At 62.1% G+C, this 18956-nt stretch carries 16 protein-coding genes and 2 riboswitches; of the genes, 8 read left to right on the forward strand and 8 right to left on the reverse strand.

The window, feature by feature from the left end:
- Entirely contained in the window at window positions 1-867 is an 867-nt protein-coding gene (locus tag ACIQV9_RS03455; RefSeq protein WP_403098149.1) for a LysR family transcriptional regulator, read from the reverse strand.
- A 164-nt stretch (window positions 868-1031) separates the two neighbouring features.
- On the opposite strand from ACIQV9_RS03455, the gene ACIQV9_RS03460 reads away from it, so the two are divergent.
- On the forward strand, window positions 1032-2570 hold the full coding sequence (locus tag ACIQV9_RS03460) for an MFS transporter (RefSeq protein WP_403098151.1): 1539 nt from the start codon (window positions 1032-1034) through the stop codon (window positions 2568-2570).
- A gap of 63 nt (window positions 2571-2633) precedes the next feature.
- A complete protein-coding gene (locus ACIQV9_RS03465) occupies window positions 2634-2891 on the forward strand; it encodes a DUF2790 domain-containing protein (protein ID WP_403098153.1) in 258 nt (85 codons plus the stop codon).
- On the opposite strand, the gene ACIQV9_RS03470 is transcribed toward ACIQV9_RS03465, so the two are convergent.
- The gene (locus ACIQV9_RS03470; RefSeq protein WP_403098155.1) at window positions 2888-3292 is read right to left on the reverse strand and encodes a MerR family transcriptional regulator; all 405 of its coding nucleotides are present in this window, start codon (window positions 3290-3292) and stop codon (window positions 2888-2890) included. The two genes, ACIQV9_RS03465 and ACIQV9_RS03470, sit on opposite strands and share 4 nt — an antisense overlap.
- A 77-nt stretch (window positions 3293-3369) precedes the next feature.
- Here ACIQV9_RS03470 and ACIQV9_RS03475 point away from each other — a divergent pair, with 77 nt between their 5' ends.
- Together ACIQV9_RS03475 and poxB are read left to right on the forward strand one after the other, a co-directional pair.
- Entirely contained in the window at window positions 3370-4593 is a 1224-nt protein-coding gene (locus tag ACIQV9_RS03475) for an NADH:flavin oxidoreductase/NADH oxidase family protein (RefSeq protein WP_403098157.1), read from the forward strand.
- A gap of 83 nt (window positions 4594-4676) precedes the next feature.
- Window positions 4677-6401 (forward strand): ubiquinone-dependent pyruvate dehydrogenase, encoded by a 1725-nt coding sequence (gene poxB / locus ACIQV9_RS03480; RefSeq protein WP_403098159.1) that lies wholly within the window; start codon window positions 4677-4679, stop codon window positions 6399-6401.
- A gap of 130 nt (window positions 6402-6531) precedes the next feature.
- Here poxB and ACIQV9_RS03485 read toward each other — a convergent pair whose 3' ends face one another.
- The 5 genes from ACIQV9_RS03485 to cobW form a co-directional block, all read right to left on the reverse strand.
- Complete coding sequence (locus tag ACIQV9_RS03485) at window positions 6532-8178, reverse strand: phospholipase D-like domain-containing protein (protein ID WP_403098161.1); 1647 nt, start codon at window positions 8176-8178, stop codon at window positions 6532-6534.
- Window positions 8179-8374: 196 nt separating this feature from the next.
- The gene (locus ACIQV9_RS03490) at window positions 8375-8986 is read right to left on the reverse strand and encodes a VWA domain-containing protein (RefSeq protein WP_403098592.1); all 612 of its coding nucleotides are present in this window, start codon (window positions 8984-8986) and stop codon (window positions 8375-8377) included.
- A 53-nt stretch (window positions 8987-9039) separates the two neighbouring features.
- On the reverse strand, window positions 9040-10038 hold the full coding sequence (locus ACIQV9_RS03495; protein WP_403098163.1) for an ATP-binding protein: 999 nt from the start codon (window positions 10036-10038) through the stop codon (window positions 9040-9042).
- Window positions 10039-10187: 149 nt separating this feature from the next.
- Window positions 10188-14081, reverse strand: a complete 3894-nt coding sequence (gene cobN / locus ACIQV9_RS03500; protein WP_403098165.1) for a cobaltochelatase subunit CobN — start codon at window positions 14079-14081, stop codon at window positions 10188-10190.
- A gap of 3 nt (window positions 14082-14084) precedes the next feature.
- Window positions 14085-15146, reverse strand: a complete 1062-nt coding sequence (gene cobW, locus ACIQV9_RS03505) for a cobalamin biosynthesis protein CobW (RefSeq protein WP_046048481.1) — start codon at window positions 15144-15146, stop codon at window positions 14085-14087.
- 97 nt (window positions 15147-15243) lie between these two features.
- Window positions 15244-15460: riboswitch (cobalamin riboswitch) on the reverse strand.
- Window positions 15461-15637: 177 nt separating this feature from the next.
- Window positions 15638-15866, forward strand: a riboswitch (cobalamin riboswitch).
- 118 nt (window positions 15867-15984) lie between these two features.
- On the opposite strand from cobW, the gene ACIQV9_RS03510 reads away from it, so the two are divergent.
- The 4 genes from ACIQV9_RS03510 (at window position 15985) to cobM (ending at window position 18146) form a co-directional block, all read left to right on the forward strand.
- Window positions 15985-16176, forward strand: coding sequence for a CbtB-domain containing protein (locus ACIQV9_RS03510; protein ID WP_084322810.1), 192 nt, complete (start codon window positions 15985-15987; stop codon window positions 16174-16176).
- 11 nt (window positions 16177-16187) lie between these two features.
- Entirely contained in the window at window positions 16188-16892 is a 705-nt protein-coding gene (locus ACIQV9_RS03515) for a CbtA family protein (protein WP_403098168.1), read from the forward strand.
- Complete coding sequence (locus ACIQV9_RS03520) at window positions 16889-17302, forward strand: cobalamin biosynthesis protein (protein WP_403098171.1); 414 nt, start codon at window positions 16889-16891, stop codon at window positions 17300-17302. Before ACIQV9_RS03515 ends, ACIQV9_RS03520 begins: the two co-directional genes overlap by 4 nt.
- 97 nt (window positions 17303-17399) lie before the next feature.
- Window positions 17400-18146 carry a precorrin-4 C(11)-methyltransferase gene (gene cobM / locus ACIQV9_RS03525; RefSeq protein WP_403098173.1) on the forward strand — a complete coding sequence of 249 codons (747 nt, stop codon included), beginning with the start codon at window positions 17400-17402 and terminating at the stop codon, window positions 18144-18146.
- A 195-nt stretch (window positions 18147-18341) separates the two neighbouring features.
- On the opposite strand, the gene nfuA is transcribed toward cobM, so the two are convergent.
- The gene (gene nfuA / locus ACIQV9_RS03530; protein ID WP_007898222.1) at window positions 18342-18926 is read right to left on the reverse strand and encodes a Fe-S biogenesis protein NfuA; all 585 of its coding nucleotides are present in this window, start codon (window positions 18924-18926) and stop codon (window positions 18342-18344) included.
- Between the last annotated feature and the right edge of the window lie 30 nt (window positions 18927-18956).

Genomic DNA, 18956 nt, shown 5'->3' on the forward strand with positions numbered 1-18956 from the left:
TTAGTGATTTTTCACTTGCTCGATGTACCGAGCCACCGCCGCCGACTTCTCGAACCGCCGATGAATCAACGACAACCAGGACGTCGCCTCGTAGCCCTTGATCGTGCGGTACAACACGCCGGGCAACCCGACATGCCCGACCACCGACTCCGGCACGACCGCCACGCCCTGCCCCAACGACACCAGCGCAATCACCGCCACCAGTCCGCCCGGTTGCGCGCCCAGTTTCGGTGAAAACCCGCCCTCGGCGGCGACTTGCAAAGTACCGCTCATTTGCTCCGGCAGAATAAACGTCTCGTTTTGCAAATGCTCCGCAGCAATCTCCGGCAGCCGGCACAACCAGGACTCGGTGGACAGCGCCAGCACAAAGCCTTCTGCATCCAGGCGAACGGCTTCCAACCCCTCAGGCAGGGTCATCGGTGAGCGGACATAACCAATATCGAATCGCCCCTCGACCACCATGGCCGGCAATGACGCCATGGGGCTTTCCCGAACATTCAAGCTGACATCCGGGCACTCGTGACTGAAAGCCTGCACCTGTCTTTGCAGCACCCCCGAGTACACCGCCGACGCCACGTAACCGAGTTCGATATGACCAATATCCCCGCGTCCGGCCCGCTGGGCGTTGTGCTGGGCGTATTCGAATTGCCGCACCGTCGCCTCGGCTTCGATCATTAACGCGGCACCGGCCTCGGTCAGGCTGACTTCACGGGTCTGGCGCACGAACAGTCGCGTGCCGAGTTCGTTCTCCATGTCCTGGATCTGTCGAGTCAACGTCGGCGGCGCGATACCGAGTTGCTCGGCGGCGCGGGTAAAGTTGCCTTGCCGGGCAACGGCCAGAAAGTAGCGGAAATGCCGTATGTCCATGGGTGCATTAGCTCAAAGGTAATGAAGTCCCGATGCCTGGCTAACAAAGCCGACAATCGATCGCGATAAGCTCATTACCAATCACAGTAGAGAGCCAACGTCATGCACGTCAAACCTCATTCCGCGGCTGCGGCCAACGATCTTGCCCAAAAGGCAATCACGCCATGAGTCGGGTCAGTCCACGTCTGACACTGCTGACGGCTTCCGGCGTGTGCTCGCTGATCGTGCTCGACACCAACATCGTCGCCGTCACCCTGCCGACCATCGCGCGGGATCTGGGCGCGAACTTTGCCGACATTGAATGGGTGGTCAGCGCCTACATGCTGGCGTTTGCCGCCTTGTTGCTGCCCGCCGGGAGCATCGCCGATCGCTTTGGCCGGCAGAAAACCCTGCTCTGGGGCCTGGGTATTTTCATCCTTGCCTCCATCGGTTGCGGCGCGGCGCCCACTGCGTTGTTCCTCGACATCGCGCGGGCGGTCAAGGGTGTCGGCGCGGCATTGTTGTTGACGTCGGCCCTGGCCTCCATCGGCCACACCTTTCACGATGAAGTCGAACGGGCCAAGGCCTGGGCGTTCTGGGGCGCGTGCATGGGCGTGGCGATGACCGCTGCGCCGACGGTCGGCGGGCTGATCACTGAATATGTCGGTTGGCGCTGGATCTTCTACCTCAACTTGCCGGTGGGCGCGTTCTTGATGTTCATGGTCTGGCGCGCCGTGCCGGAATCCAGGGACACCCAGTCGGCACGCCTCGATCCCTGGGGCAGCCTGGCGTTCAGTGCGAGTTTGCTGTGCCTGATCTGGGGCTTGATCGAAGCCAACCGGATCGGCTGGAGCAACCCGCTCACCTATGCCCGGCTAATTGGTGGCGCGCTGCTGTTGGGGTTGTTTGTGCTGATTGAACGGATGCAGCAGCGACCGATGGTCGACCTGCAATTGTTCAAGCATCCGCGTTTTATCGGCGCCCTGCTCGGCATGTTTGCCTATGCCGGTTGCGCCCAGGTGATGATGACGTTGCTGCCGTTCTACCTGCAAAACGGCCTGGGCTTCTCGGCCATCGCTTCGGGGCTGGGGATGTTGCCGTTTGCCGTGACCATGTTGATTTGCCCGCGCATCGGCGCTCGCCTTGCCCATCGTTTTGCCCCTGCGACGCTGATGGCGGCGGGTTTGACGCTGGTCGGCAGCGGCAACCTGCTCAGCGCCTGGGCCGTCATCAGCGGCGGCTACCTGCCCTTCGCCCTGGCCATTGCCGTGACGGGCGCCGGGGCCGGCTTGCTCAATGGCGACACGCAAAAAAACATCATGGCCTGCGTCCCCCGCGAGCGAACCGGCATGGCCTCGGGCATGAGCACCACCATGCGTTTCAGCGCGATCGTGCTGGCCATCGGTGTCTTCGGTGCGTTGCTGTCCAGCCATGCCGAATGGCTGTTGCGCACCAGCCTGTCGACGCAGGGCACGCAATGGCTCAGCCAGAGCCAGGGCATTGCCTCACGGGTGGTCGCCGGTGACATGACAGCGGCGATGAACCTGCTGCCGGAAACCGCGCGTGCGTTGGTCGAGCCACTGGCGCGTCAGGCCTTCGTCGGCGGCTTCAGCCTGCTGCTTCTGGTTGCCGGTTTGCTGGCCTTGCTCGGGGCGCTGGTGGTCGGCACGCTGATGCGCAATCCGATCCCGGCACCGAAAAGTTTTTCCCTGAGCCTGGAATAAACCCCAACGGGGCTCGTCGTACTGCCACTGAAATCGTTCAGTAGCCACTACGAGAGCCCCATCATGAAACGCATTCTGTCCGCCCTGTTTCTTATCAGTCTGAGCGGTGTTGCAGCGGCCGCTTCCGTCGACAATTCCAGCACGCCGAAAGTCGAGGACTACAAGTATTCGACACCGCTCGACATCGCCAAAGTGCTCAACATGACCAGCAGCGATGGTTGCGGCCCCCTCCCGCGGGAGATGACCTACATTGATACTGCGGGCACCACCCATGTCCTGCGTTACAAGGCGTTTGGCGATAACTGCCTCGGTCAGAACTAATGCTTGATCGACGCCAGCACCCGCTCGGCATTCTCACCGCAGGCCATTCCTTCGGGCCGTGCCTGGATGTTTTCGATCAACCCCAGCAGCTGCGCCTTGCTTTGCGCCAGGTGCAGTTGCATCGCTTCGATCTGTTCGACTTTGCGTCCCAGGCTCGCCACCAGTTCATCGTGCTTGAACTCGCCTGTCACCGTGTCCGGCAACAACAACTTCAGCTCTTCGAGGCTGAACCCGGCCTGCTGCGCACACTGGATGATCTTCAGGGTTTGCAGGACTTGCGGTGGGTAACGCCGATAGCCGTTGGCCAGGCGTTCCACTTGGCGGATCAGGCCTTGAGCCTCGTAAAACCGAATGCGTGACGCGTTCAACCCGCTCAATTGCGCCAATTCACCAATCTTCATCCCGGCCTCATCTGTCTGCTTGACATTAAAGTTAACTTTAAGCTTAGCCTCTACTCATCACTGATGAGGAGTCAAGCATGTCGCCCTTTCAAACGCTGAACTTGCCCAACGGCCAGACCCTCGGCAATCGCATCGCCAAAGCCGCGATGGAAGAGAACCTTGCGGATACCGGGCAGGCGCCGTCCAGCGCGTTGTTCAAGCTTTATCAGGCCTGGGCCGAAGGTGAAACAGGACTGTTATTGACCGGCAACGTGATGATTGATCGCCGCGCCATGACCGGCCCCGCCGGCGTGGTGCTGGAAGACGAGCGGCATCTTGAGCAGTTCCGTCAGTGGGCATCCATCGGCCGCTCCAGCGGTGCGCATTTCTGGGTGCAGCTCAATCATCCCGGCCGCCAGACCATGGCCAACCTCGGCCAGCAAGCCTGGGCGCCATCGGCCGTGGCGCTGGATCTGGGATCGTTTTCCAAGATGTTTGCCGAACCCAAACCGATGTCGGAAAGCGATATCGCCGAGGTCATCCAACGCTTTGCCACCAGTGCTGCACTGGCGGAAAAAGCCGGTTTCACGGGCGTGCAGATTCATGCGGCGCACGGCTACCTGATCAGCCAGTTTCTCTCACCCTTGACCAACCGCCGCACGGACCGTTGGGGTGGCGCGCTGGAGAATCGCGCCCGTCTGCTGCTGGCCGTGGTCAGCGCCGTTCGCCAAGCCGTGTCGCCACAGTTTTGTGTCGCGGTAAAACTCAATTCCGCAGACTTCCAGCGCGGCGGTTTCGACGCCGACGACGCCCGCCAGGTGATCCAGTGGCTCAACGACCAGCAACTGGATTTGCTGGAACTCTCCGGCGGCAGCTACGAAGCACCGGCCATGCAAGGCGAAGCCCGCGACGGCAGGACCTTGGCGCGGGAGGCGTACTTTCTGGACATGGCCGGCGAACTGGCCAGCGTAGCGAGCATGCCGGTGATGGTGACGGGCGGGATTCGACGCCTGGCCATCGTCGAACAAGTACTCGACAGCGGCATCGCCATGGCCGGTATCGGCACGGCGCTGGCCATCGAGCCGCAATTGGTCAAACGCTGGCGCGAAGGTCAGAACAGCCACCCGCAACTGCCACCGATCCGCTGGAAACGCAAACCGTTGGCCGCCCTGGCGAGCATGGCCGTGGTGAAGTTCCAGCTGCATCGCCTGAGCCGCGGGCGCAAGACCCGGCCGAAGGTTTCGGCGATATGGGCGTTGATTCTTGACCAGCTGTACATCGCACGGCGCACACGGCAGTACCGCCAGGCGATGGGCAAGTAATCGCACATCCGGGTGAGTCATGGTTGCCACAGTGTTGTCCTCTTTTAATCGCGAGGACAATTCATTCATCACTGGAGCACCCCATGGCGAAAATCAACCTTGCCCAGCAACTGGCAACCACCCTTGAACAGGCCGGCGTCAAACGCATCTGGGGCCTGACGGGCGACAGCCTGAACGGCCTGACCGAGGCCCTGCGCACCATGGACAGCATCGAGTGGATGCACGTGCGCCACGAGGAAGTCGCCGCGTTCGCCGCCGGCGCCGACGCAGCGGTCACCGGGGAACTGGCGGTGTGCGCCGGCAGTTGCGGGCCGGGTAACCTGCACTTGATCAACGGGCTGTTCGATTGCCACAAAAACCATGTGCCGGTGTTGGCCATTGCCGCGCAGATTCCGTCTTCGGAAGTCGGCCTGAATTACTTTCAGGAAACCCACCCGCAGGAACTGTTCAAGGAATGCAGCCACTTCGTCGAACTGGTAAGCAACCCGGCGCAGATGCCCCAGGTGCTACATCGGGCGATGCGCAGTGCCATTCTCAATCGCGGTGTCGCGGTGGTGGTGATTCCCGGCGACGTGGCGCTGCAGGAAGTCGAAGACAACCTCAAACCCTGGCCGGCGATTTCAAAACCACGCACCCTGCCCGCGCCTCAGGACCTGGATCGACTGGTCGAATTGCTGAGCCAGAGCAAAGCGGTGACGCTGATGTGTGGCGCCGGTTGCGCGGGCGCCCACGATCAGGTGGTGGCGTTGGCCGACGCCCTCGGCGCGCCAGTGGTGCATGCATTGCGCGGCAAGGAGCACGTGGAGTGGGACAATCCGTTCGACGTCGGCATGACCGGGCTGATCGGCTTCAGCTCCGGTTATCACGCAATGCTCAACTGCGACACGCTGGTGATGCTCGGCACTGACTTTCCCTATCGGCAGTTCTACCCCACCGACGCCACCATCATTCAGATCGACCACGACCCGCAGGCCCTCGGCCGCCGCACCACGCTGGATCTGGGCATCGCCGCCGATGTCGGCGAAACCCTCGCCGCGCTGCTGCCGCGCCTGCCTTATCGTGGCGACCGGAGCTTTCTCGAGTCATCCCTCAAGCACTACCAGAAGGCGCGTCAGGGGCTGGATGACCTGGCTCAACCGTCGGCGCCGGGCCGGCCGATTCATCCGCAATACCTCACTCGCCTGCTCAGTGAACTGGCCGATGACGATGCGATCTTCACCGCCGACGTGGGCACGCCGACGGTCTGGGCCGCGCGTTATCTGAAAATGAATGGCCAGCGCCGACTGCTCGGCTCGTTCAATCACGGCTCCATGGCGAACGCGATGCCCCAGGCCATTGGCGCGCAAGCGGCTTTTCCCGGTCGGCAGGTGATTTCGCTGTCCGGCGATGGTGGTTTCAGCATGCTGATGGGGGATTTCATCTCGCTGGCGCAACTGAAACTGCCGGTGAAAATTATCGTCTACGACAATGCCTCGCTCGGGTTCGTGGCGATGGAAATGAAATCCAGCGGGCTGCTGGATACCGGCACCGACCTGCACAATCCGGACTTCGCGGCGATGGCCAATGCCATGGGCATTCTGGGGATACGTGTCGAGGAATCCGAAGCGCTGGAACCGGCCTTGCGCCGGGCGCTGGCGCATGACGGGCCGGTGCTGGTGGACGTGGTGACCGCGACTCAGGAATTGGCGATGCCCCCGACGATCAAGCTGGAACAAGCCAAAGGGTTCAGTTTGTACATGCTCAAAGCGGTGATGAGCGGGCGTGGGGATGAGGTGATTGAGTTGGCGCGCACGAATCTGTTTCGCTGAAGCGTCCAAACCGCGTCGCTCCCATCGCGAGCAGGCTCGCTCCTACAGGATTTGTGAACACCCGAGATCCAATGTAGGAGCGAGCCTGCTCCGGGCGGCGTTCCGACGAAGGGGCCAGTGAGGCCAGCAATTACTGCCCTGAAAAACGCAGTCGCGACAACTGCCGCAAATTCCCCTCGACATAATAATCATGAGTCCAACTGTCATCCGCAGCCAACGGCTTGACCTGCTTGAGCGCCAGTTTTTTCGCGTAATAGCGAAACCGGTAATGCTCATAAAACCGCAGCAATTCCAGACCATAACGATCGGCCAAATCGGTGTCGCCGCGGATGATCAGGTAGTTTTCGTCATTGCTGTTACTGGCCGCCGCACTGAGGTTATGACTGCCGCTGATGATCGTCGGCGTATCGCTGGTGAAATCCGTGACGATGGCTTTGGTGTGCACCAGCAGGTTGCCCTTCTGGCCTTCCTTGCTTTCCAGGAGCCAACCTTCCAGGCCGGTATTGAGCAGCGCAACCGTGGTGAATTCTGCGGTGCGGTCGGCGTGAAACCCGGTGATCTTGCTCGCGGAGTTCTGCAGGCCGTAGCGCAGGATGTCGTCGTGGGGCTGGCCGAGTAACGCGTTGAGGATGGCGTCGGGCAAGGTAAACGCGGTGACAAACAGCAGGTCTTTCTTCGCCGCATTGATGATGTCAACGAACTCATGCAAGTCGCCCTGACCCGAGCGTGGTGAGAATCCGGCAAACAATGGCTGGGCCGGGTCCATCGGATTGTGCTGCGTGATCCATTGCCGAGTGGCGCCGACATCTGCCGGTGTGTTCCAGACCTGCTCGAACGTTTCCAGGTAACTGGCACCGACCCGAGTATCGTCCAGCACATGCACCACGTTGGCCTGGCGGTAAATGCCGTTGGGCGTGAAGTTGGTACTGCCGCAGAGCACGGCTTCTGGCTGGCGCAGACCCGCTGCATCGAGCCGGCTCAGGACCATGAACTTGTTGTGGAAAATGCTGTGGGTGACGCGCCCGCGCTTGTTCGCCGCCGGGATCTTTTCCAGGCTCGCTTCGTTCATGGCGGTGGTGTCTTCGCCCGGTTGCGCGTGATACAGGACGCGAAGGTTCACGCCGCGTTCCTGCGCCGCGTTCACTGCATCGACAATTACCGGCAACTGGTATTCGTAGATGGCGATATCCAGTGCCCACTGGCCATCGACGGCACGCTCGATGAAACCCAACAAACGTCCGAGCAACCCGTTCTCCAGCCATTGGCGCGGGGCATCGGGCCAAGCTTCGAGGGGCAGCATTTCTCCACCGCCAAGGCGCTTGTCGAGCTCGGGAAACTTGCGCTGGAATGCCTGGCTCGCAGCAACGGCGCGGTTGAAATTGACGCTTTGGTTGCCGGGATGACCGTCATCGGAAATGACCTTCACCTCCAGAAACTCACCCAGTTGCGGCGCATCGGCGCTGCCGTAGGCCAAATAAATCCGGTAATGGATCGTCAGCCCCGGATTGACCGCGTAATCGGCCCAGCGAAATTTCTGCAACGGCGCGATATCGCTCGGGGTGGCGTGGTATTGGGGGAAGGTATGGGTCTTGCCCGGGAACGTCAGGCTGTTGAACAAAAACAGCCAGGGTTTGCTGCCCTGCTGCTTTTCGATGGCGAAACCCAGCAGGCCTTTGTGACGAGGTTCGGCCACGTCCATGGCCAACAGCACGCCGTTGGTGCCGGCGTAGGCTTTGACGCGGAAGTCGTTTTGAGGGTTAACGGCCAGTACACGCATGATTCATTCCTTGGATCGAATGCACTCAGAGCATAGGGGAGCGATGCGGATTCTCCATGATTATCCGGAGTCGGGGTGATGCCATCGCGAGCAGGCTCACTCCCACAGAGGATCTGTGGCGTTCACAAATCCTGTGGGAGCGGCGGTGCGACGATTCGACTTGCCCGCGATGGGGTCCTTGCAGACAGCACAAATCTCAACCTGAAATCAGCTCATCAATGTGCCGATAATCCGCTTGCAACTCTGTCGCCATCTGTCTGGCCCGACCTAGCCGAATCGGCCCGCGTTCAATATCAATCAATAGCCCCGGGCAATCCATTAACGGCAACCCCGGCCAGTCCTTCAATCGCCCATCGGTCACCAGCAGCAGCCTTTGCTGTTCCGCCGGAAAGCGTTTTTGCCGTGCGGCCAGCCAACGCCCCGCCTCTCCCAGAGCCGCCAACAACGGCGTGCCGCCGCCCGCGCCCAAGCCATCGAGCCAGGCACGCAACCCCGCCGAGGCTTTCAAGCCTTGCACCTGCCACTTCGGCGCCTGACCGCTGGCGGTCAACAAGGCCAGGCGCGCGCGTTGGCGATACGCATCGTCGAACACCTGCGCGAGCAGCCCCTTGGCATCGCTCAATGCCTGATGACGACGGGTCGAGGCCGAGGCGTCGACGATCACCAGCCACAGTTCATGCGAGGAACGCGTGCGCAGGTGAAACAGCACATCTTCACGCTGACGCGGCCGGCCATTGAGCAAGGTGCCGGGCCAATTGATCGAGCCACTGCGCGCGGTGTGACGCTTGCCCTGTTTGCCATTGTCCAGCCGTCCTGCACGGGGCCTGGCATTCGCCCCCGCGTCAGACCGAGGGCGAATGCCTAGGGCTTTTTTGGCCAGCTCGGCACTTCACGGCGGGCGCCGACCGGCAACGTCTGAGCGGGCATTTCGCCCCATTGACCCTGGCCTTCGCTCGGGCTGGAAGGTTGCGCCGAGGGCGACTGACTGTGTTGCGGCGCCGGGGGCGATTGCTCGCGACGACGATGACGCAGGGCAAACTCGGCAACGGCGTCGATATCTTCCTCGCTGATCGCACCCGCTCCTCGCCATGCGGCGTGGGCCCGGGCCGCGCGCAACCAGACCAGATCGGCGCGCAGGCCATCGACCCCGGCGGCAAAACAGCGCTCGGTGATCTGCGCCAGTGCTGCATCATCCAGAGGGATGCTTGCCAATGCGCTACGCGCCTTCTGGCATCGTTCACGCAGCGATTGCTGCTGGCTTTCCCACTCGGTGCAGAAACCTTGGGGATCGCTGTCGAAATCCAGACGCCGCCGGATGATCTGGCCACGTTCGACCGGTGCGGTGTGACCACCGAGGGCGACGTTCAGGCCAAAACGGTCGAGCAGTTGCGGCCGCAGTTCGCCCTCTTCCGGGTTCATGGTGCCGATCAGGACAAACTTCGCCGAATGCCGATGGGATATGCCGTCGCGCTCGATCAGGTTGGTGCCGCTGGCGGCCACGTCGAGCAACAGGTCGACAAGGTGATCGGGCAGCAAATTGACTTCATCGACGTACAGGACCCCACCGTCGGCCTTGGCCAATACGCCGGGGGAAAATTGCGCGCGGCCTTCGCTCAGGGCGGCGTCGAGATCGAGGGTGCCGACCAGCCGTTCTTCGGTAGCGCCCAGAGGCAGCGTGACGAATTGGCCGCTGGCGAGTAGATCCGCGAGACCTCGGGCCAGCGTGGATTTGGCCATGCCACGCGGGCCTTCGATCAGCACGCCGCCGATTTTCGGGTCGATGGCGGTCAGGTAGAGGGCGAGTTTCAGATCGTCGGCGCCGACCACGGCGGAGAGCGGGAAATGGGGGGTGTCGGTCATTATTAAATCTCGGTCATGGTCGGTAGCAGGCACACCTTGTACCTGTGGGAGCGAGGCTTGCCCGCGAAGGCGTCTATTCAGTCGATATTAATATTGAATGTGAAGGCCTCTTCGCGGGCAAGCCTCGCTCCTACAGGATTAGCGGCGTATTAGTTGTCTTCTTCTATGTCCAGCAACAGGTTTTCCAGCGCCTCGCGATACGCCCCCGGTTCCTGCCACATTCCCCGCTGCTGCGCCTCAAGCATCCGCTCGGTCATGTCGCGCAGCGCGTGGGGATTATGCTCACGCACAAAATCCCGGGTCGCCGGATCGAGCAAGTACGCATCCGCCAGCAACGCATATTGATGATCGTCGATCAGTTGGGTGGTGGCGTCGAACGCGAACAGGTTATCGACCGTCGCGGCTAATTCGAACGCGCCTTTATAGCCGTGACGCTTCACGCCGTCGATCCACTTCGGATTCGCCGCCCGGGAGCGGATTACCCGGTTCAGCTCTTCCTTCAAGCTGCGGATCTTCGGCAAGTCCGGCTGACTGTGATCACCATGGTAACTGGCCGCCGCTTCACCACTGAGGCTTTCCACCGCCGCGAGCATGCCGCCCTGGAACTGGTAATAGTCGTTGGAATCAAGCAAGTCGTGTTCACGGTTGTCCTGGTTTTGCAGGACGGCCTGAACCTGGCTCAGGCGCTGGGCGAACTGCGCTCGCGCCGCGGTGCCTTCGTCAGAACCGCCGTAAGCGTAGCCGCCCCAGTTCAGATAAACCTCGGCCAGGTCGTCGCGGCTTTGCCACAGACGACCGTCGATGGCGCCCTGCACGCCCGCGCCGTAAGCGCCGGGTTTGGCGCCAAAGATGCGCCAACCGGCCTGACGCCTGGCCGCGTCTTCATCCAGCCCCGATTGCATCAACGCTTCACGCTCGGCGCGCACTTTGGCGGCCAACGGATTGAGGTCGTCCGGCTCGTCCAGCGCGGCAACCGCTTGCACGGCGGCGTCGAACAGGCGGATCAGATTGGCGAAGGCATCGCGAAAGAACCCGGACACGCGCAAGGTCACGTCTACGCGCGGACGGTCGAGCAAGCTCAGCGGCAGAATTTCAAAGTCGTCGACCCGCTGACTGCCGGTGGCCCAGACCGGGCGCACGCCCATCAGCGCCATGGCTTGGGCGATGTCATCGCCGCCGGTGCGCATGGTCGCGGTGCCCCAGACGGACAGGCCGAGCTGGCGCAGATGATCGCCGTGGTCTTGCAGATGCCGTTCGAGAATCAGGTTTGCCGACTGGAAACCGATGCGCCACGCCGTGGTGGTTGGCAGGTTGCGCACGTCCACCGAGTAGAAATTGCGCCCGGTCGGCAGCACGTCCAGGCGACCGCGACTCGGTGCGCCGCTGGGACCGGCCGGGACGAAGCGACCGCTCAAGGCGTCGAGCAGGCCGCGCATTTCTGCAGGGCCGCAGGCGTCCAGACGCGGGGCGACCACTTCGCGCAGGCTGTCGAGGATGGCGCTCACTTCAGACCAACGTACCTCCTGTGGGAGCGAACCTCTGTGGCGAGGGGGCTTGCCCCCGTTGGACTGCGCAGCAGTCCCTGTTTTTGGGGCCGCTTCGCGACCCAACGGGGGCAAGCCCCCTCGCCACAGAGACTCGTTCTCACGGGGTGAGGCGTCGGTATTTAGAGTTTGCGCGATGAGTTGGGCGGCGAACAGTTCGAGACGTTCGCGGGTATCGCCCGCCGTGCGCCAGGTTTCATCGTTAACCCATTGCAGTTCAACGGGACGCGGCCCGGCCCACGGCTCGGCCAACGCACAATCCAGCGGATCAAACCCTAACTCAAACGCCTTGGCCAACGCCCGTAGAAGACTCGATTGCGCCCCACGGCCATCGCCACGGGGGATCCGCAACAGCGCCAGCAACGTATCGATGCGCAAGCGCCCGATCGGCGACTCGCCAAAGATGTGCAGGCCATCGCGGATCTGCGACTCTTTCAAGTCACACAGATACGTATCCAGCCGTGGCAACCAGATCGCCGCATCGGCGTCGCTGTTGAGCTTTTCGTCCAGTTGCAGTTCACGGTCGATGTGCGTATCGCGCACCAGTTGCAGGATGTCGCGCTGCAACTCCCGGGCGCGGCGCGGATCGAGCAATTGCGCTTCGTAATACTCGTCGGCCAGCAACTCAAGGTTGCGCAGCGGGCCGTAGGTTTCGGCGCGGGTCAGCGGCGGCATCAGGTGATCGATGATCACCGCTTGCGTGCGACGCTTGGCCTGGGCGCCCTCGCCCGGGTCGTTGACGATAAACGGATAGATATTCGGCAGCGGCCCGAGCAGCGCGTCCGGCCAGCAGTTTTCCGACAGCCCGACGCCTTTGCCCGGCAGCCATTCGAGGTTGCCGTGCTTACCGACGTGGATCACGCCGTGGGCGCCATAGGTGTTGCGCAGCCAGAAGTAGAACGCCAAATAGGCATGGGGCGGCACCAGGTCCGGGTCGTGATACACCGCGCTCGGATCAACCTGATACCCCCGCGCCGGTTGAATGCCGACGAAGGTCAGGCCAAAGCGCAGCCCGGCGATCATCATGCGTCCGTCACGGCACATCGGATCGCTGTCGGGCGTGCCCCAACGCTCCAGCACCGCTTGCTGATTGGCTTCGGGCAAGGCCTCGAACATCGCTCGATAGTCGTCCATCGCCAGGCTTTGCTGACAGGGACGCTGGTCAATGGTGTCGAGGTCATTGCTGACGCCGCCGAGCAATTGCTGGATCAACGCAGTGCCGCTGTCCGGCAACTCGGCGGGCAGCGGATAACCTTCGGTGTGCAGCGCCCGCAGGATGTTCAGCGCGGCGGCCGGGGTGTCGAGGCCGACACCGTTGCCGATGCGTCCATCACGGGTCGGGTAGTTGGCGAGGATCAACGCGATGCGTTTTTCGCTGTATGGCACCCGCGCAAGATCGATCCAGCGTCGTGCCAGTTCGGCGACGAAATCCATGCGCTCCGGTTGTGCCCGATAGCACACCACGTCCGACTGACTGCGCTCGCTGCGCCACGCCAAATCCTTGAAGCTGATCGGCCGGCTGATGATCCGTCCGTCCAGTTCCGGCAACGCGATGTGCATCGCCAGATCACGCGGGCCGAGGCCTTGTTCACTGGCGAGCCAACCCGGCTCGTTGTCCTGGGCGCAGATCGCCTGGATCACCGGAATGTTGCGGCGAAACGGCCGCAGATGCGGCGCTTCGGGGCTGGATTGAGCGAAACCGGTGGTGTTGAGGATCACCCCCGCCTCCACTTCATCCAGCAAATCCTCGACCACCGTCAGGCAGCCGGGTTCTTTCAAACTGGCCACAGCAATCGGCAACGGGTTCAAACCCGCAGCCTGCAAACGCTGGCAGAAAACATCGATGAACGCGGTGTTCGCCGCCTGTAAATGCGAGCGATAAAACAGCACCGCCGCCACCGGTTGACCGGCCTGCCAGTCGGCTTGCCAATCGCTCAGTTCAGCGGGGCTTTTTTGCGGATGGTAAATCGCTGTGCGCGGCAGGGTTTGCGGCTCGGCCCAGGCGTAATCGCGGCCCAGCCAGCGATTGGCCAGACAGCGGAAAAAATCCAGGGCATTGGCCATGCCGCCCTGACGCAGAAACTGCCAGAGCCGGTCGCGGTCGGCGGCGGCCACGGTGCTCAGGTCGCTGAGTTCCGGGTCCGGACGATCATCCCCCGGCACCAGAATCAGCTGCACACCGCGCTGGGACAGCTCCACCAAACGCTCGACCCCGTAACGCCAATAGGCGATGCCGCCGTGCAACGAAATCAGAATCACCTTGGCGTGGCGCAGCACTTCGTCGACATACAGGTCGACCGACGCGTGATTCTGCACCTGCATCGGGTTGGCCAGGCGCACGCTGGGGTAATCGTCCGGCAGCTGCTGTGCCGCTTCGGCAAGCAGCGCCAGGCTGGAATCGCCGCTGCACAGGATCACCAACTCGGCGGGGGTTTGTCCAAGGTCGGCAATATTGTCATCCGACACGAAACCGCCGGGCTGGGTCCTGAGCAGGTGCATGGCTTAAACGCTGAGCGCGGCGCGCAATTGCGCTTCAAGCAAGGTAGCGTCCAGTTCCTGGCCGATCAGCACCAGGCGCGTGGTGCGCGCTTCATCGGCGCCCCACTGACGGTCGAAATGCTTGTCGAAACGAGTGCCCACGCCCTGGATCAGCAGGCGCATCGGTTTGTTCGGAATCGCCGCGAAACCTTTGACCCGCAGGATGCCGTGCTGGACCACCAGTTGGGTCAGCGCGTCCAGCAGCAGGCTTTCGTCGGCTTGCGGCAGTTCGATGGAGATCGAATCGAAGGCGTCGTGGTCGTGATCGTCTTCACCTTCATGGTGGTGATCGTGATGGCTGTGACGGCTGTCGATGTGTTCTTCAGAACCGGCGCCGAGACCGATCAGCACGTCCAGTGGCACGCGGCCGCTGCTGGCTTCGATGACTTTGACGGCGGGCGGCAGTTCTTCGGCGACTTCCAGGCGCACGCGGGCCAGGTCTTCAGGGCTGATCAGGTCGGCCTTGTTGAGGATCACCAGGTCGGCGCTGGCCAGTTGGTCGGCGAACAGTTCGTGCAGCGGCGACTCGTGGTCCAGGTTCGGGTCGAGTTTGCGCTGGGCATCGACCTGGTCCGGGAAAGCCGCGAAGGTGCCGGCGGCAACGGCCGGGCTGTCGACCACGGTGATGACCGCGTCAACGGTGCAGGCGCTGCGGATTTCCGGCCACTGGAAGGCTTGAACCAACGGCTTTGGCAGGGCCAGACCGGAGGTTTCGATCAGGATGTGATCAAGGTCGCCGCGACGGGCGACGAGTTCGCGCATCACCGGGAAGAATTCTTCCTGGACGGTGCAGCACAGGCAGCCGTTGGCCAGTTCGTAGACGCGGCCGTTGGCTTCTTCTTCGGTGCAACCGATGGAGCACTGCTTGAGGATTTCGCCGTCGATGCCCAGCTCGCCGAACTCGTTGACGATCACCGCAATGCGACGGCCCTGAGCGTTGTCGAGCATGTGCCGCAGCAAGGTGGTTTTACCCGAGCCGAGGAAGCCGGTAACGATGGTGACGGGAAGTTTGGCCAGTGTTTTCATCGGATGCCCTTTGGCAAGGTGGCGGGCATACGGGACGACAATCGCAGCGACGGACGCGCGCGGAAGAGTTCGCCACCGGATCACCCCGCCCGGTTGTAGTGAGAATCTGTGTCGAGGCAGGTCTCCTGGCTGACGGTGTGCCGGTCTTGATGGACCTGGCATTCACTGCGCCTTCCCGCGAACCCGCTGGACAGGGTTTGCAGTGGCGTGGCAGCGAACATCACCGTTCACAGTTGCGGGGGCAGCCGCGGCATCGACCGCGTTCCCTTCTTAGCTTCGGCAGACGCCGAAGAACCTCGAAAGCGCAAGGCTACGCATCGTGTGGGGGCGGGTCAATGTCTTGTGGTGCCCTCACCGGCCCCTTCGCGGGCAAGCCTCGCTCCTACGGGACGGCGGTGCTTTTGTAGGAGCGAGGCTTGCCCGCGAAGAATTCGCCTCGGTATCGAGATGAGAACCCATGCCAATTGACGCCAAACCCCCGCCCATGCTCTCCTACACGCCTTGTTACGGGTGCCCTTCACAGGGTGAAACGGGAAACCGGTGAATCATGTGCTTTACTCAAAGCCATGTCAGTCCGGTGCTGCCCCCGCAACGGTAAGCGAGCGAAGCGTCAGATCCACTGTGCCAGCAGTTCGGCATGGGAAGGTGATGCTTGCAGGTTCAGGCGAAAGCCAGCGCCCCTCGTGAGCCCGGAGACCGGCCCGCAACACAAAGTGACCCTTACGTCACTGAATAACAAACCCGCGGTGGGCGGGCGCTGTTTGAACCTCTGCGCGCCCGACTCGCAGGGGTCTTCCATGCGCTCTATTCACCCGCTGACAGACCAGAGGGAAGCGCCATGTCGATCATCAGCAGTACCGGCCACAGCACCGCCAGCACCACCACAACCCTGAGCCAACGCCTGACCGCCGCCGTGTGTGCGTCGATTCTTGGCGCGTGCCTCGTCTATTTCGCCGGTTTCTCGCACATCGAAGCGGTGCACAATGCCGCGCACGATACCCGTCACAGCTCCGCCTTCCCGTGCCATTGAGACCTGCCGACATGATCAAGCGTATCGCGCAAACCGCAGGTTTCAGCGGTTTGCTGGCCGCCCTGTTGCTGACCCTGCTGCAAAGTTTCTGGGTCTCGCCGCTGATTCTGCAGGCCGAAACCTACGAAAAATCCGAGCCGGTCGCTGCTGAAGTTCACGAACACGCCGCCGGTGTCGCCGCTCACACTCACGACGCCGAAGCCTGGGAACCGGAAGACGGCTGGCAGCGCGTGCTGTCGACCACGGGTGGCAACCTGGTGGTAGCCGTCGGTTTCGCCCTGATGCTCGCCGGTCTCTACACCTTGCGTGCACCGACCAAAACCTCTCAGGGCTTGCTCTGGGGCCTGGCCGGCTACGCGACCTTCGTGCTGGCGCCGACCCTCGGCCTGCCGCCTGAACTGCCGGGCACTGCCGCGGCCGATCTGGCCCAACGGCAACTCTGGTGGATTGGCACGGCCGCCTCCACGGCTGTCGGCATCGCCTTGATCGTGTTCAGCCGTCACTGGCTGATGAAGATCCTCGGCGTGGCGATTCTCGCCGTTCCGCACGTGATCGGCGCGCCGCAACCGGAAGTGCACTCGATGCTCGCTCCGCAAGCGCTGGAAGCGCAGTTCAAAATCGCGTCGCAGCTGACCAACGTCGCGTTCTGGCTGGCCCTGGGCCTGATCAGCGCCTGGTTGTTCCGCCGCAAAAGCGATGGCCAATACGACGCATGAAGGATTCCCGCACAGCGCCGACTCTAGTCGTCGGCCTGGGCTGCCAGCGCGGCTGCCCCGCCAGCACGCTGCGGGCGTTGATCGATCAGGCATTGCAGGCTAATCAAATCGAACTTCACCAGATCCAGGCCTTGGCCAGTATCGACCTGAAGCGTGATGAACCTGGCCTGATCGAACTCGCCGAACAACTCGGCTTGCCACTGATGTATTTCAGCAGTGAGCAATTGAAAGGCTACAAACCGCAACTCAGCCATCATTCGGACATCGCGTTCGAACGCACCGGCTGCTACGGCGTCGCGGAAAGTGCCGCCCTGGCCCTGGCCGAACACTTGGCCAAGGCACCGGCAAAACTGCTGATTTCGCGACAAAAATATGCCCAGGCCACCCTGGCATTGGCCTGCGTTGCGTAAGATCCTCGATAATCCCCGCCTTCGATCATGAGCAATCTTCATCTGAAGCCTTGCCCAGCCCTTTTTCTAACAGACTCTTTATTCAAAGGAACGGACGATGACCGTCTACTTCATTGGCGCAGGTCCCGGCGACCCGGAACTGATCACCGTCAAAGGCCAACGGCTGATTCGCAGTTGCCCGGTAATCATCTACGCAGGTTCCCTGGTGCCCGCCGCCGTGCTCGATGGCCATTGTGCCGAACAGGTGGTCAACAGCGCCGAATTGCACCTGGAGCAGATCATCGAACTGATCAAGACCGCCCATGCCAACGGCCAGGACGTTGCGCGGGTGCATTCGGGGGATCCGAGTCTTTACGGGGCGATTGGCGAGCAGATTCGCTGTCTGCGTGAACTCGGGATTGCGTTTGAAATCGTTCCTGGGGTCACGGCCACTGCGGCGTGTGCGGCGCTTTTGGGGGCGGAACTGACGCTGCCCGACGTCTCGCAAAGTGTGATTCTGACCCGCTATGCCGACAAGACCGTGATGCCGGCCGGTGAAGAGCTGGGCAGCCTGGCGCAGCATGGGGCGACCATGGCGATTCATTTGGGCGTGCAGCATCTGGAAAAGATCCTCGCCGAATTGCTGCCGCATTACGGCGCAGACTGCCCGATCGCGGTGATTCACCGGGCGAGCTGGCCGGATCAGGATTGGGTGGTGGGGACAATTGCGGACATTGCCGGGAAGGTTGCGGTGAAGGGTTTTCGGCGTACGGCGTTGATTCTGGTGGGTCGGGTGTTGGGGAGTGATCAGTTCAGCGAGTCGTCGCTGTATCGCGCGGGGCATGCGCATCTCTACAGACCCTGAGCAAGATCGTTCCCACGCTCTGCGTGGGAATGCCTCAACGGACGCTCTGCGTTCGGCTTTGGGTGGGACGCAGAGCGTCCCGGGCTGCATTCCCACGCGGAGCGTGGGAACGATCAAACACAAGGCGTCCTTGAATTTCACCCATAAAAAAACGGCGCTCACGGGGCGCCGTTTTTTCATTTCGCAGCGAACACCTTAGTAGTAGGCGTTTTCTTTCTGCGTATGGTCGGTCACATCGCGTACACCCTTGAGCTCGGGAATGCGCTCGAGCAAGGTGCGCTCGATGCCTTCGCGAAGGGTGACGTCTGCCTGGCCGCAGCCCTGGCAACCGCCGCCGAACTTCAGTACGGCGATGCCGTCTTCGACCACATCGATCAGGCTGACCTGACCGCCGTGACTGGCCAGCCCCGGGTTGATCTCGGTTTGCAGGTAGTAGTTGATGCGCTCGTTGACCGGACTGTCGGCGTTGACCATCGGCACTTTGGCGTTCGGCGCCTTGATCGTCAGCTGGCCGCCCATGCGGTCGGTAGCGTAGTCGACGACCGCGTCGTCCAGGAAAGCTTCGCTGAACGAATCGATGTAAGCGGTGAAGCTTTTCAGCCCCAACGCGGTGTCTTCAGGTTTTTCTTCGCCCGGCTTGCAGTAGGCAATGCAGGTTTCGGCGTACTGGGTGCCAGGCTGGGTGATAAAGACGCGGATGCCGATACCCGGGGTGTTCTGCTTGGAGAGCAGATCAGCCAGATAATCGTGGGCGGCGTCGGTGATGGTAATAGCGGTCATGGAAACTCCTCGCAGGCTTGGGCGCAGTTT

The sequence above is a fragment of the Pseudomonas sp. NPDC099000 genome (assembly GCF_044759925.1).
Lineage (GTDB): Bacteria > Pseudomonadota > Gammaproteobacteria > Pseudomonadales > Pseudomonadaceae > Aquipseudomonas.